Annotated in this window: 12 protein-coding genes and 1 tRNA gene; 9 read left to right on the forward strand and 4 right to left on the reverse strand. The window is 58.7% G+C overall.

The features are described from left to right. Positions 1-345: 345 nt before the first annotated feature. From AOA62_RS12160 to AOA62_RS12170, 3 genes are read left to right on the forward strand one after another with little or no spacing between them, the layout of a single operon-like run. Positions 346-1,755 (forward strand): circularly permuted type 2 ATP-grasp protein, encoded by a 1,410-nt coding sequence (locus AOA62_RS12160; protein ID WP_017138329.1) that lies wholly within the window; start codon positions 346-348, stop codon positions 1,753-1,755. Between the two features lie 3 nt (positions 1,756-1,758). Beyond that, positions 1,759-2,709, forward strand: a complete 951-nt coding sequence (locus AOA62_RS12165) for an alpha-E domain-containing protein (protein WP_017138328.1) — start codon at positions 1,759-1,761, stop codon at positions 2,707-2,709. Further along, complete coding sequence (locus tag AOA62_RS12170) at positions 2,706-3,509, forward strand: transglutaminase family protein (protein WP_099548767.1); 804 nt, start codon at positions 2,706-2,708, stop codon at positions 3,507-3,509. Before AOA62_RS12165 ends, AOA62_RS12170 begins: the two co-directional genes overlap by 4 nt. Before the next feature lie 121 nt (positions 3,510-3,630). Here the strand turns inward: AOA62_RS12170 and AOA62_RS12175 are convergent, their stop codons facing one another. Beyond that, complete coding sequence (locus tag AOA62_RS12175; RefSeq protein ID WP_099548768.1) at positions 3,631-4,437, reverse strand: cytochrome c; 807 nt, start codon at positions 4,435-4,437, stop codon at positions 3,631-3,633. 648 nt (positions 4,438-5,085) lie between these two features. On the opposite strand from AOA62_RS12175, the gene AOA62_RS12180 reads away from it, so the two are divergent. From AOA62_RS12180 to AOA62_RS12190, 3 genes are all read left to right on the forward strand, one after another. After that, positions 5,086-6,291 (forward strand): acetyl-CoA C-acetyltransferase, encoded by a 1,206-nt coding sequence (locus tag AOA62_RS12180; protein ID WP_099548769.1) that lies wholly within the window; start codon positions 5,086-5,088, stop codon positions 6,289-6,291. A gap of 16 nt (positions 6,292-6,307) precedes the next feature. After that, complete coding sequence (locus tag AOA62_RS12185; protein WP_099548770.1) at positions 6,308-8,455, forward strand: 3-hydroxyacyl-CoA dehydrogenase NAD-binding domain-containing protein; 2,148 nt, start codon at positions 6,308-6,310, stop codon at positions 8,453-8,455. A 215-nt stretch (positions 8,456-8,670) separates the two neighbouring features. Beyond that, entirely contained in the window at positions 8,671-9,396 is a 726-nt protein-coding gene (locus AOA62_RS12190) for an amidotransferase (protein WP_017138323.1), read from the forward strand. On the opposite strand, the gene AOA62_RS12195 is transcribed toward AOA62_RS12190, so the two are convergent. The 3 genes from AOA62_RS12195 to AOA62_RS12205 form a co-directional block, all read right to left on the reverse strand. Then, positions 9,393-10,364: a magnesium and cobalt transport protein CorA gene (locus AOA62_RS12195; RefSeq protein ID WP_099548771.1), complete on the reverse strand. Its 972-nt coding sequence runs from the start codon at positions 10,362-10,364 to the stop codon at positions 9,393-9,395. The two genes, AOA62_RS12190 and AOA62_RS12195, sit on opposite strands and share 4 nt — an antisense overlap. A gap of 134 nt (positions 10,365-10,498) precedes the next feature. After that, positions 10,499-11,239: a 1-acyl-sn-glycerol-3-phosphate acyltransferase gene (locus AOA62_RS12200; RefSeq protein WP_099548772.1), complete on the reverse strand. Its 741-nt coding sequence runs from the start codon at positions 11,237-11,239 to the stop codon at positions 10,499-10,501. Positions 11,240-11,667: 428 nt separating this feature from the next. Next, positions 11,668-12,360, reverse strand: a complete 693-nt coding sequence (locus tag AOA62_RS12205; protein ID WP_017138321.1) for a crotonase/enoyl-CoA hydratase family protein — start codon at positions 12,358-12,360, stop codon at positions 11,668-11,670. Positions 12,361-12,696: 336 nt separating this feature from the next. Between AOA62_RS12205 and AOA62_RS12210 the strand changes: the two genes are divergently transcribed. From AOA62_RS12210 to AOA62_RS12220, 3 genes are all read left to right on the forward strand, one after another. After that, positions 12,697-12,786 (forward strand) — tRNA-Ser (locus AOA62_RS12210). Positions 12,787-13,228: 442 nt separating this feature from the next. Then, on the forward strand, positions 13,229-13,834 hold the full coding sequence (locus AOA62_RS12215) for an RNA polymerase sigma factor (protein ID WP_099548773.1): 606 nt from the start codon (positions 13,229-13,231) through the stop codon (positions 13,832-13,834). Positions 13,835-13,910: 76 nt separating this feature from the next. Further along, on the forward strand, positions 13,911-14,777 hold the full coding sequence (locus tag AOA62_RS12220; RefSeq protein ID WP_099548774.1) for a patatin-like phospholipase family protein: 867 nt from the start codon (positions 13,911-13,913) through the stop codon (positions 14,775-14,777). The last annotated feature ends 86 nt before the right edge of the window (positions 14,778-14,863 follow it).

The raw sequence follows: 14,863 nt of genomic DNA on the forward strand, positions 1-14,863 counted from the left end.
GAAATCTCCTAACCGCCACCTCACTTTTCTTGCACCAAAAAAAAGCCACCCAAACAGGGTGGCCCAAAGGGAAGAGCGGTTCGCTGAAACTGTAGGACGTGTCCTGTTCAGCCGATGGGGGTGATTATCCGCAAGCGTGGGCGGGCAGTGAAATCAACTCTGGCTATGCTGTTGATAGTCAAAACCCGCATTACGATGAAGCGCGGGGCGTGACGGCGGACATTCTACGCACCAGGAAGGTGCGAGTGGATTCCGTTATTTATTCAACTCACTGATTTTTAAGTGTTTATGCCGATGGCGCGGGCCTTGCAACACTGCTTGCGTCCGAGTGACAAGGAGTACGGCATGACCCGCACTTATTACGATGAAATGTACGACGGGGCAGGGCAGGTCCGGCCCCATTACCGCGAGTTCGCCCGCTGGTTGGCTGATACGCCCGCCGAACTGCTCGCGCAACGTCGGCGTGAAGCCGATTTGCTGTTCCACCGTGCCGGCATCACCTTCACCCTTTACGGGGACGAGCAGGGCACCGAGCGCCTGATCCCGTTTGACACCATCCCACGCAGCATTCCCGCCAGTGAATGGCGGATGGTCGAGCGTGGCTGCATTCAACGGGTCAAGGCGCTGAACCTGTTCCTGGCCGACCTGTACCACGGGCAACGCATCATCAAGGCCGGCATCATCCCCGCCGAACAAGTGCTGGCCAATGACCAATACCAACTGGCCATGCAGGGCTTGAACCTGCACCGTGATCTGTATTCCCACATCTCCGGCGTCGACCTCGTGCGCGACGGTGACGGCACGTACTACGTGCTGGAAGACAATTTGCGCACGCCAAGCGGTGTGAGCTACATGCTCGAAGACCGCAAGATGATGATGCGCCTGTTCCCGGAACTATTTGCGGCCCAGCGCATTGCGCCCATCGACCACTATCCCAACCTGCTGCTCGACACCCTGAAAAGCTCAAGCCCACTGGATAACCCAAGCGTGGTGGTGCTGACACCGGGGCGTTTCAACAGTGCGTTTTTCGAGCATGCCTTTTTGGCTCGTGAGATGGGCGTGGAACTGGTGGAGGGCGCCGACCTGTTCGTGCGTGATGACCGTGTGTTCATGCGCACCACCGACGGTCCCAAGGCGGTGGACGTGATCTACCGTCGCCTCGACGATGCTTTCCTCGACCCGCTGGCCTTCAACCCCGACTCGATGCTCGGCGTGCCCGGCCTGCTGGCCGCATACCGCTCGGGCAATGTGGTGCTGGCCAATGCGATCGGCACCGGGGTGGCGGATGACAAATCGGTGTACCCGTTTGTCACCGAGATGATCCGGTTTTACCTGGATGAAGAACCGATCCTGCAGAACGTGCCGACCTTTCAATGCCGCAAGCCTGATGAATTGTCCCACGTGCTGGCCAACCTGCCGGATCTGGTGGTCAAGGAAACCCAAGGCTCCGGCGGCTACGGCATGCTGGTCGGCCCAGCCTCCACTGCGGCGGAAATCGAAGCCTTCCGCGCCCGTATCAAGGCCAAACCCCACGCCTATATCGCCCAGCCGACCCTGTGTTTATCCACCTGCCCGACCTTTGTTGAAAACGGCATCGCGCCACGGCATATCGACCTGCGCCCGTTCGTCTTGTCCGGCAAGGAAACCCGCGTGGTCCCCGGCGGCCTGACCCGCGTGGCGCTGCGTGAAGGTTCGCTGGTGGTCAACTCGTCCCAGGGCGGCGGCACCAAAGACACCTGGGTGGTCGAGGATTGAACCATGTTGAGTAGAACTGCCTCGGATTTGTACTGGATGTCTCGCTACCTGGAGCGCGCGGAAAACCTCGCGCGCATGCTTGATGTCAGCTATTCGCTGTCGCTGATGCCCCAGGATGGACGCGGCGATGGCCTGCACGAACTGGCCATGCCGCTGCTGATCACCGGCACCCTCGATGATTACCACGCGCGTCACGGCGAGTTGCATGCCGAGCGCCTGCTGCACTTTTTCGCACTGGACGCGGCCAACCCGGCGAGCATCTACAGCTGCCTCGGCGCCGCGCGGGCCAGCGCCCATGCGGTGCGCGGGCGAATTACCGCTGACATGTGGGAAAACATCAACACCACCTGGCTGGATATTCGCGATATCGCCCGGCAAGGGCTTAGCCGTTATGGCATGAGCCGTTTTTGTGAATGGGTCAAGGAGCGCTCGCACCTGTTCCGGGGCGCCACCTACGGCACCATCATGCGTAACGATGCGTTTCGCTTTATTCGCCTGGGCACCTTTATCGAACGCGCCGACAACACCCTGCGGCTGCTTGACGCTCGCTACGAAATGGCCGGTGACCAAGCAGCCGTCGTCACCGACGGCACGGCCCACGCCTACTATCAGTGGAGCGCCTTGCTGCGCGCCTTGTCGTCGTTCGAGGCCTACACCGAGATCTACCGCGACGCGCCCGGCGCCCGGCAAGTGGCTGAATTACTGTTGCTACGCGCCGACGTCCCGCGCTCATTAAGGGCGTGCAGCGAAGAGATCGACCAGATCCTCGCCAGCCTGCCCGGCATCAACGGCCGTCCGGCCCAGCGCCTGGCCGCCGAGATGGACGCGCGCCTGCGCTTTACCGCCATTGACGAAATCATCGAGGAAGGCCTGCACGCCTGGCTGACCGACTTCATCCCCTTGGTGCGCCAGTTGGGCGACGCCATTTACAGTTCCTACCTGGAGGCCGCATGAGACTCTCCATCAGCCACGAAACCACCTACCACTACGAAGACCAGGTGCGCGCCAGCATTCAGTACCTGCGCCTTACGCCCCACGACAGCGAGCGCCAGCATGTGATCAGTTGGCAGCTGGATTTGCCGCGCCCGGTGCGCGCGCAAGTCGACCCGTTCGGCAATATCCTGCACGTGTTGACCCTGGATGAGCCCCACGATGCGATCATTATTGGCGCGCGGGGCCAGGTGGATATCGACGAGTTGCGCGAGGCGGAACACGAGAGCCAGTCAGCGTTTCCGTTCCTGCGCAGCACGCGCCTGACAGAACCCGATGAAGCATTGCTGGGTTTTGCGCAACAGCACTGCCAGCAACGTCGCGATCGCAACGCGTTGATCGACCTGATGCACGCGCTCAACCAATTAATGGTCTACACGCCTGGCGCCACCGAAGTCGACACCTGCGCGGCCCAGGCCTTTGCCGGGCGTGCAGGCGTATGTCAGGACCACACCCACGCGTTCCTGGCCTGCGCGCGCAGCCTGGGGATACCTGCGCGGTATGTGTCGGGGTATTTGTACACCGAAGACAGCACACACCTGGCCAGCCACGCCTGGGCCGAAGCCTGGCTGGATGACGCCTGGTACAGCTTTGACGTGACCAACCAACTGGCCCGACCGGAGCGGCATTTGAAGCTGGCCGTAGGTTTGGATTACCTCGACGCCTGCCCGGTGCGCGGTATGCGCAGAGGCGGTGGGCATGAGCAAATGCATGCCAAGGTGTTCGTGGCGCCGACGCCGGTGATTTCGGTGCAGCAGCAATAGGCACAGCACTTTAAGTGTGGGAGCTGGCTTGCCTGCGATAGCAGTGGGTCAGCTACACCTGTGCGGGCTGGCAGGCCGCTATCGCAGGCAAGCCAGCTCCCACATTGGATTTGTGATGGGCTTAGGGTTGTTGCTTACGCCCCGCCATATGCTTCAAGTACCCCACCAGCAAATCCAACTCGCCATCGGGCAGCACACTGGCGTTAAACGCCGGCATCTTCGCCTGTGGCCAATGCCGCAAGCTCTGCGGGTCGCGGATGTAACGCTTGAGGAAATCCCCGCTGAAATACTCGGTGGGGTTGTAGGGAATATTCAAGTCCGGCCCCACCTGCGCATCGCCGGCGCCATTGAGCCGATGACACGCCAGGCAATTCTTCTGAAACAGCGCAAAGCCCTGGTTGACCGGGTCATTCGCCGCCAGCTTCGGGTCAGGCAACAAGGCTGGAAAACGCTCAGCCACCGTCTTCAATTGCTTGATCTCGGACACTTGGAACGGCCACTGTTCAGGGCTGATATGCCCGGCTTGCGGGTCGGTCCATACCAGATAAAACGGCCCGGCACTCGGTTTACCGTCTGCCAGTGCAGGCCACGGCTGGGCTGGGTCTTCCACTGCCAGCCAGGCGCGTGCACCGTGTTTCTCCAGAAGCGGCGCGGCTGTCAGTTCTGCGGCGAACCCATCCAGGGCCACGGCTTGCAGATGGTTCGCAGGCGTGAGACCCGGTAGCAGAGAGGCCAGCGGCACGGCGCGATAGGCCATAGTGCGCTTGTAGGAAACGTCATCGACGATCTGCACCGTCTGCGCATCCGGGTGCTTGAGCAGCTCAGCGGTCTGCCAGGTCTTGCGGGTGTGGTCGAGTTCGATGGTCAACTGCGCGGCCGTTGCCGGCAGGGCCAACAGCAAAGCGAGGAAGGCAAGGATCGGTTTCAAGGGAGAGCCCGGTTCAAGGTGGCGGTGGCGCCCACAATACCGGAAAGCTGCGCGCAAAAAGACAGCCCCTGCAACAGGACCGCTATGCGCAATGTCCTGGCAGGTGCTGCCAAAAGCTGCAGTCCTGGTGCTGTGTGTGCACGGAATCTGGAGGCTGAATCGTCACCCGATAACCTTGGTTAAATTGGGCAGGATCAGAATCAGTGTGGTGGCGAACAGAATAAGTCCCGCCTGACGTACTTTCGAATGTTTAAACATGGCTGACTGCCTTTTGTTGTTATTCCTGAGCGTCAAATGCGTGCCGATAAATTTCAGTATCGCGATGTGACGTTGCACTTTTCTTACAACTGCCCCAGCAAAACCCGGCAGCAGCTTCCTACTGATTCAACCTTAGAGCCCTCGTTCTTCGCGGCTTAGATCCATTTCATATCAGCTAATCAGTATTAGCGCTAAAAACGGCATGAGGCTTAGTGCCATCTTGGCGCCAGCCCTAGGGCTAGACAGCTAAAACGATTAATCAGCGGTTTCCCATAGCTGCCTACCGTTCGTCCGAGCGAGGGGGTCAAAAGCAATGAGCGCATCGGTCATTGAAACCGTGTCAATCGGGCCTGAAGGTAGGCACACACGCACTGGCTGCTCGAGGATGTCATGACCCAAGCTTTGATCTTTGATGCGATACGTACGCCCCGTGGCAAAGGCAAGGCCGATGGTGCCCTGCACAGCGTCAAACCGGTCAACCTGGTGGCGGACCTGCTGACGGCGCTGGCGCAACGCAGCGACCTCGACACGCGCCAGGTAGATGACATCGTCCTTGGCTGCGTCACCCCGGTGGGTGACCAGGGCGCCGACATTGCCAAGACCGCTGCACTGGTGGCCGACTGGGACGTCAGCGTTGCTGGCGTGCAGATCAACCGCTTTTGCGCCTCGGGCCTCGAAGCGGTGAACCTTGGCGCAATGAAAGTGCGCTCGGGGTTCGAAGACCTGGTGGTGGTCGGCGGTGTCGAGTCCATGTCCCGCGTGCCCATGGGCAGCGACGGCGGCGCCTGGGTGCTCGACCCGCAGACCAATCTGCACAGCCACTTCACGCCACAGGGCATTGGTGCGGACCTGATCGCTACACTCGAAGGCTTCACCCGCCAGGACGTCGACACCTTCGCCCTACAGTCCCAGCAGAAAGCGGCCAGAGCTCGTGCAGACGGTTCCTTCAACAAGTCGCTGATTGCGGTGCAGGATCAGAACGGCATCGTGCTGTTGGATCATGATGAATTTATCCGTGGTGACTCCACCCTCGAAGGCCTCGGCAAGCTCAAGCCAAGCTTCGAAATGATGGGGCAGATGGGGTTCGACGCCACCGCGCTGCGGGTCTACAGCCATGTGGAGCGTATCCACCATGTACACACGCCGGGCAACAGCTCCGGCATCGTCGACGGCGCCGCGTTGATGCTGATCGGCTCCGAGGCCAAGGGCCGCGAGCTGGGCCTGCAACCGCGAGCGCGCATCGTCGCCACGGCAGTCACCAGCACCGACCCGACCATCATGCTCACCGGCCCCGCACCGGCGACGCGCAAGGCGTTGGCCAAAGCCGGTCTGCGCGTTGAAGACATCGACCTGTTCGAGGTCAACGAAGCGTTTGCTTCCGTGGTCCTCAAGTTCATCAAAGACATGGGCATAGACGCCGCTCGAGTCAACGTCAATGGCGGCTCCATTGCCATGGGCCACCCGCTGGGCGCCACCGGCTGCGCGATCCTCGGCACCCTGCTCGACGAGCTGGAGGTGCGTCAGCAGCGCTACGGCCTGGCCACCCTGTGTGTCGGCGGTGGCATGGGCATCGCTACCATCATCGAACGCCTCTGAGCCCAAGGAATTTGTCATGACCGAAGCCATTCGTTACGAAAAAGGCCAGGACCAGATTGTGGTGCTGACCCTCGACATGCCCGGCCAGAGCGCCAACACCATGAACGGCGTGTACCGCGAGGCCATGGCGGCCATCGTCACACGCCTTGAGGCGGAAAAGGCCAACATCGCCGGCGTGGTTATCACCTCGGCGAAGAAGACTTTTTTCGCCGGTGGCGACCTCAATGAACTGATCAAAGTCGACAAAGCCCACGCCAAGGCTTTCTACGACAGCGTGCTGGTGTTGAAGGCGCAACTGCGGCGCCTGGAAACTCTCGGTAAACCGGTGGTGGCCGCGATCAATGGCGCAGCGCTGGGCGGCGGTTGGGAGATTTGCCTGGCGTGTCATTACCGCGTTGCGCTGGATGACAAATCCACTCAGCTTGGCCTGCCGGAGGTCACCTTGGGCCTGTTGCCGGGCGGTGGCGGGGTAGTGCGCATGGTGCGCATGCTGGGGCTGGAGAAGGCCTTGCCGTATTTGCTGGAAGGTAAAAAAGTACGGCCGCAGCAGGCGTTGCAGGCGGGTTTGATCAATGAGCTGGCGGCGGATCGCGATGAGCTGCTGGCCAAGTCCCGCGCCTGGATTTTGGCCAATCCCGAGGCCAAACAACCGTGGGACACCAAGGGCTACCAGATCCCCGGCGGCACGCCGTCAAACCCAAAAGTTGCGCAGATGCTGGCCATCGCGCCGTCGATTTTGCGCAGTAAAACCAATGGCTGCTTCCCCGCGCCGGAGAGAATTCTCTGTGCGGCTGTAGAAGGCGCCCAAGTGGATTTCGACACCGCGCACCTGATCGAAACCCGCTACTTCACCGAGCTGGTCACCGGGCAAGTGGCGAAAAACATGATTGGCACCTTCTGGTTTCAGCTCAATGAGATCAACGCCGGCAGCTCACGGCCGAAAGGTTTTGCCCCTTATGTCACGCGTAAGGTGGGCGTGCTGGGCGCCGGGATGATGGGCGCGGGCATTGCGTATGTGAGTGCCTGTGCGGGCGTTGAGGTGGTGCTCAAGGACATCAACCTGGCGGCGGCCGAGAAGGGCAAGGCGCATTCTGCCGCGCTGCTGGACAAGAAAGTCAGTCGTGGGCAATTGACCGCCGAACAGCGGGAAAGCACCTTGGCGCGGATTCATCCTACGGCCTCCGATGCCGACCTGGCCGGTTGCGACCTGATCATCGAAGCCGTGTATGAGGACCGTGAACTCAAAGCCAGGGTCACGGCGGCGGCGCAAAGCGTGGTCGGCAGCGAGGCGGTGATCGCTTCCAACACCTCCACCTTGCCCATCACTGGCCTGGCAACAGCGGTGCCCGATCAAGGCCAATTCATTGGCCTGCATTTCTTCAGCCCCGTCGACAAGATGCCGCTGGTAGAAATCATCAAGGGCGCTCACACCCGCGACGAAACCCTGGCCCGAGGTTTTGATTTCGTACTGCAAATCAAGAAAACCCCGATCGTGGTCAACGACAGCCGCGGCTTCTTCACCTCGCGGGTGTTCGGCACCTTCACCAACGAGGGCATCGCCATGCTCGGCGAAGGTGTGGCGGCGCCGATGATCGAAACCGAAGCGCGCAAGGCCGGTATGCCGGTGGGGCCGTTGGCGGTGTCGGATGAAGTGTCCCTCAGCTTGATGAGCCATATCCGACAGCAGACGGCGAAGGATCTGCAAGCCGAAGGCAAGCAAGTGCCGGCTCACCCGGCGACGGCTGTGATCGACCTGTTGGTGAATGAATACAAACGCACGGGCAAGGCGGCAGGCGGCGGTTTTTACGACTACCCCGCAGGCGGGCACAAGCATCTGTGGCCCGAGCTGAAACCCCGCTTTGAACAACCGGGCAAACAGATCTCAGCGCAGGATGTGCGCGACCGTTTACTGTTTATTCAGGCGATTGAAACCGTGCGGTGCGTGGAGGAGGGCGTGTTGATGTCCACGGCAGATGCCAACGTCGGCTCGATCTTCGGCATTGGCTTTGCCGCGTGGAGTGGCGGTGCGCTGCAGTTTATCAACCAGTATGGCCTGAACGACTTCATTGCCCGGGCGCGCTATTTGGCGGAGCAATATGGCGAACGGTTCTCACCGCCAGCGTTGTTGCTTGAGAAGGCCGCACGGGGTGAACTATTTGCCTGATCAAATCGCCCTGTTTTGAATGATGGAGAACCCCTGTGGGAGCGGGCTTGCCCGCGATAGCGTCATATCAGCCGATATTTGCAGTGGCTGACACACCACTATCGCGGGCAAGCCCGCTCCCACAGGTAGTCACGCGGCGGGACTTGCTTTGCTGGGGTGTTTCAAGGCAGGCTCTGGGCTGTGCATTATTCCCATCACCGTGTCAGGTATTTTTTATGTCGCTACGCGTCTGTATCCTGGAAACCGATATCCTGCGTCCAGGCTTGATCGATCAATACCAAGGGTACGGGCAGATGTTCAAGCGCCTGTTCTCCAAGCAACCGATTGCCGCCGAATTCGTCATCTACAACGTGGTGCAGGGCGAATACCCGCCAGCTGACGAGGTGTTTGACGCCTACCTGATCACCGGCAGCAAGGCCGATTCCTTCGGCACCGACCCGTGGATCCAGACCCTCAAAACCTACGTGCTTGAGCGCTATGAGCGTGGCGACAAGTTGCTGGGCGTGTGTTTCGGTCACCAGTTACTCGCGCTGCTGCTGGGCGGCAAGACCGAGCGCGCCAGCCAAGGCTGGGGCATGGGCATCCACGACTACAAGCTCAACGCCAAAGCGCCGTGGATGAGCCCGGTGGTGGAAGAATTGACCTTGCTGATCAGCCACCAGGACCAGGTCACCGCGCTGCCGGACAACGCCACGGTGATCGCCTCCAGCGATTTTTGCCCGTATGCCGCGTACCACATCGAAGACCAGGTGCTGTGCTTCCAGGGCCACCCGGAGTTTATCCACGACTATTCCCGCGAGTTACTGGAGATTCTTCAGACAACCCTGGGCGAAAAGGTCTACACCCACGGCGTGGCCAGCCTTGCGCGTGACCACCACGGTGCCACCGTGGCGGAATGGATGATGCGCTTTGTCGCCCACAAGCCAGAGGCTGCGGCTTAAAGCCAGCCCGAGCGTTTAAAGCTAGCCCACAAACTCGTGCAGCCCACCGCAATAAACCCGAGCACCGCAAAATAGCCGTAGTGCCATTGCAGCTCGGGCATGTTCTGGAAGTTCATCCCATATATCCCCGCCACCGCCGTGGGGAATGCCAGAATCGCCGCCCAGGCGGCGAACTTGCGCTGCACCACGCTTTGCCGCGAAGCCTCCAGTAACACACCGATTTCGATGGTCTGGCTGGCGATATCGCGCAGGGTAGTGAGGTCCTCCATCTGCCGCGTCACGTGGATCTGCACATCGCGAAAATACGGGCGCATATTCTTGTCGATAAACGGGAAGCTGAGCTTCTGCAGCTCCTGGCTGATCTCCACCATCGGCGCCACATACCGTTTGAGCCGCAGCACATCGCGGCGCAGGCCGTGCAGGTTTTGAATATCGTGCTCGCTCAGGGAACTGCACAGCACGTTGCGTTCCAGCTCATCAATCTCGGCGTGGATCGCTTCGCTCACCGGCTGGTAGTTTTCGGTGACGAAATCCAGCAGCGCATAGAGTACGAAATCTTCCCCATGCTCCAGCAACAATGGCCGCGCCTCACAGCGCTGGCGCACAAAACCGTAGGACGCCGAGTGGCCGTTGCGGGCGGTGATGATGTAGCCGTTGCCGGCGAAGATATGGGTCTCGATAAACTCCAGCTTGCCGTTTTCGCGCACCGGTGAGTAGGTGACGATAAACAGCGCATCGCCGAAGGTTTCAAGCTTGGGGCGGCTGTGTTTTTCCAGGGCGTCTTCGATGGCCAGTTCATGCAGGTTGAACTGGCGTTGCAGGTTGGCCAGCTCCTGGGCGCTGGGCTCTTCCAGGCCGATCCACACAAAATGGTCGGGTTTGGCGGCCCAGGCGGCGCCTTCGTCGAGGGTGATATCCGTGACTTTCTTACCGGCGCTGTAAACGGCTGCCGCAACAACTCTACCCATGGTGCTGATCGCTTCTTATTAGGAGGACAGGTGTTGGGCAGCTTAGCCTGAATGGCGTTCCCTTGTTGCGGTGCAGAGGTCAGCTTTTTGTGGCGAGCAAGCTCGCTTGCGCTGGGGGCGAAGCCCCCCAGCAATCACAAAGGCGCAGGTGCCCAAGCGGTTTGCAGCTCATGGTCCATCTCGGCAATGCATGCCTCCATCTGCGCCTGACACGTCTGCATCAACGCCGGGATGTCATCCGAAGTCAGCCCGACGGTAGGAATCGGCGGCAACGAGCGTATGAGCACCTCACCGCTGTTCCAGCGATTGAGCTGCATATGCTTGACGTAAGTGCTGGCGCACACCTGCACAATCGGTACGCCGGCCGCAATCGCCATATGGAACGCGCCTTTCTTGAACGGCAGCAAACCTTTGCCCAGGTTGCGCGTGCCTTCGGCGAACACCCAAATCGAGGTGTCCTTGTGCTGCAAGGTCTGTGTGGTGGTGAGCATCGCCCGGCGCGCCTTGTGTGCATTGCCACGGTCAATCAACACATTGCCCGCCAGCCAGAACAACTGGCCGAACAACGGCACCCACTTCAGACTCTTTTTGGCGATACACACGGTGCGATGGGGCACCACATTGCCGAATATAAACAGGTCATAGTTGGACTGATGGTTGGCGATGACCACACAGGTGCCGGGCTTGTTACGCAGCGAGTCGACATCGGCCTTCAGGCTCAAGCCGAGGATACGCATGGCAGGCAGCGCATAGAGACGAGCACACAAACGGCTGTTGTCCGGGTTGAACGGCCGGCACACACCCAACAGCACGCCCAATACCCCGGCGACCATAAAGTGCAGGCCCATCAACAACATACGTAACAGAAAAAGCATCGACACAGCCCATCGGGACAAAAGGTGGCGCAGTGTACGGATGTGCACTGTATTCGGCAATTGCCCCTACAGACGTAGGAGATGGGCGATGTTTAAGCACATGTTTCAACGTATGCCGACATAGCCCGACTAGAGCGGCTAAAGACGTTTCGGATTTATTTGTAAGAAAAAGCCCGACTCAAGGTCGGGCTTTGGCACATCAGCTGTAGGTATCTAGACAATTATTGACGGTGGTCACCTATTCTGTGGCGAGCGGGCTTGCCCCGCGTTGGGCTGCGAAGCAGCCCCAAAACCAGGCCCCGCGTTCTTTCAGGCGAAACCTCAGTGCCTTTACTGGGGCCGCTGCGCGGCCCAACGCGGGGCAAGCCCGCTCGCCACAACAGCCCGCTCAGAACGGATGTTGCCTTTAGCTACTCAGCTATAGGGCATTAGCCCAGGTTGTGGCCCTGATCCTGAATGATTGCATCATCCAACGCTTCCAACAGTGCCTTACGCACCTTCAACTTGGTGTGTTTGTGGGCATTCATATTGATCTTCTTCAGCTGCCGCGCCGCTTCCAGGGCCGCTGCGTGCAACTCCTCCGGCGCCACCACCTTATCCAGGAAGCCAGCGCCCAACGCGCCCTGCGGATCAAACATCTCGGCATTGATCACCGAACGATGAAACGCCGACTTACGCAGACGGTCCCGCGCCAACTCGATACCGGCGTGGTGCATGGTCATGCCGATCGCCACTTCGTTCAGGCCAATGCTGAACGGGCCTTCCACGCCAATCCGGTAATCCGCCGACAACAGCAGGAACGCACCCTTGGCCACCGCATGCCCAGGGCACGCCACAATCACCGGGAACGGGTGCGACAACAGGCGCCGCGCCAACGTCGAACCCGAGGTTACCAGGCCAATGGCTTCTTTAGGCCCGGCGGTCATCACCTTCAAATCATAACCACCCGACAGAATCCCCGGCGTGCCGGTGATGATCACCACCGCCCGATCCTTCTCGGCCTGATCCAGCGCAGCGTTGAACTCAGCAACCACTGCCGGAGAAATGGCGTTTACCTTGCCGTTGCTCAAGGTCAGGGTCGCAATACCGTCTTCGAGGTGGTAGGCAATCAACTCACTCATGACGCGGTTCCTTGTAGGAATTGTTATAGATAGGCTGTTAATAGAAGCGCATGCGCAGACGTTACCCACCACGCCCGCCCCGGTAAAGCGCCGTGACTGACTACACAGTCAGGCTTTTCCCGCATTCCCAAGGGTAGACGGCCCGCAGCAGGGCACAGCCGCCGTGCCAGACGCCCGCGACCGATGCCCAAGAATGGCAGATTCACCGCCCCTCACCGAGCGAGTCCCGGCATAACCGTCTAAGCGCATGAAAATTCTGAAAAAAACCTTTGCCATCAGAAAGGCTTTCGACTACATTAGCGCGCCTCGACAGACTGAACTGGTTTGACGAGATACGGTGAAGTGTCCGAGTGGCTTAAGGAGCACGCCTGGAAAGTGTGTATACAAGAAATTGTATCGAGAGTTCGAATCTCTCCTTCACCGCCACATTCTACAAACACAAACCCCTGATTTTCCTAGTGAAAGTCGGGGGTTTGTGGTTTTTGGCGTCCAAAAAATAGCCCCATGGGGCCGTCATGGGACTAGTGCGCATTTTTGGTGTGTTTTTTGTTCGCGAAATGCATTGCATCTCTGCGCCGTTGATTGGGTATGCGGTTGGCTAACTTTGGCAGGTAGCTGCAACTCAATGGTGTCAATCAAAGCAAAGGCGATTCATTGCCATACCTAATCTCCTCCCTTATTTGATTCTCTGTGCTGTGCATCCAGCGGAGGGATTGATCCGTATGTCCTCTTGAGGGCTCGAGTGCGATGAGTATCCGAGATCATCAAGCGATGCAGTGCGATGAGCGGTTCAGGCATTTCTTGATCCGAACCATCATTCCTGCCAAGGACAGCTACGATCATGATAGGACCACAGTCAGGTACTGCCATGAACGCCACGGATGACGCTCATTTTTTGGACCGCCTATTGCGCGGAGAACAAGACGCATATCGTGATTTGGTGTGCACGCATCAGGGCGCAATGAGGGCCATAGCTTATGGAATCGTGGGGCCGCGCCATGCGGACGATGTAGTGCAAGATGCATGGCTTGCGATTGTGAGAGGCATGGGGAAATTTCAGAGACGATCCAGCTTAAAAACCTGGATGCTAAGGATCACGTCGAATACGGCGAAATGTAGATACAAAGCTCGGCGCAGTGAATCGAACTGTATCCCATGGACCTCTTGGGTTGAAGGAAGAAGCGTTTTATTTGTAGATGATCTTTCCTACACTTCGCCTGGGGCGTTGCATGAAGATAGCCCCGAAGCACTTCTGAGCGAATCCGAGCTATATGCTCGAATTAACGTTGCTCTTGAGGCGCTACCGGATCTGCAAAGAAGCGTGTTGATACTGAGAGAGCGCTCTGGATTGGAGCTGGATGAAATTTCTACGCTCCTCGGAATATCGCTGACTAACGTAAGAGTGCTTTTGCACCGAGCGCGTTTAAAGGTTTTTTCGGCAATTGCGGAGTACCAGTCTGTTTTTGATATGTGAGCATCATGGTGATTTCCCAACTGCCTGGATGTTGGCACTCGAAAAATGGTACTGAGATTTCCACTGGAGGTCTGCCATGGCGACTGTAAAAACTGCACTCGTTCTCGCAGGTGGCGGTAGCCTCGGTGCGGTTCAGGTTGGAATGTTGCAAGCTCTTGTGGAAGACGGCATTAGATTCGATCTGGTGGTCGGCGCATCTGTCGGGGCCATCAATGGTGCGTATTTCGCAGCCAGGCCGAATGCGCAGGGGATCGCTGAGCTCGCTGACTTCTGGCGGGGTTTGCGAAAGGCGGATGTGTTTCCATTTTCTGTAATCGACACCCTGACGGCAATATTGCGACGTCGTGGATATCTTCTACGCGCTTCAGCGTTACAACACCTGGTGCGCCGGTCGCTGCCGGTGAAATTGATCGAAGATACTGAGTTGCCTTTGTATATCGTCACCACCAATCTGCTCAGCGGTGCTGAAGAGTTACTTTCCAGTGGCAGTGCTGAGCAGGCATTACTCGCCAGCGCAGCGATCCCGCTGGTGTTTCCACCCGTCCGAATAAGTAACAAACTCTTAATTGACGGTGGCGTGGCTAGCAACACACCTATTGCCAGTGCGATCTCACTAGGGGCCAATCGTGTTGTTGTGGTACCAACTGGTTTCGGTTGTGCCTGCCCTAATCCGCCGATCGGGCTCGTTGCATTAGCCTTGCACACACTCAATTTAATGAGCATGCGTCAACTGGTACGTGATATTGAGTTGTACGCTCCGCGGGCGTCTATTCACGTTGTTGCGCCCTTGTGCCCATTAAATGCTTCGGTATTCGATTTCAGCCAAACAGATCAGCTCCTAAAGCGCGCTTACCAGTCGACCCAAACGTGGATTGAGGAAGGTGGGTTAATTCGCACTGGTGTGCCGGATTCGTTACAGGCTCACACCCACACCCAGATATAGGTAAATAGCCCGGGTTTCTAGAAGCGATCGGTCGGTTTCGATTGGCCGATTGCGACGGTTCACGAAAGTTAGATTGAAAGCGAAAT

It is taken from the genome of Pseudomonas sp. 2995-3, assembly GCF_002742565.1.
Lineage (GTDB): Bacteria > Pseudomonadota > Gammaproteobacteria > Pseudomonadales > Pseudomonadaceae > Aquipseudomonas > Aquipseudomonas edaphica.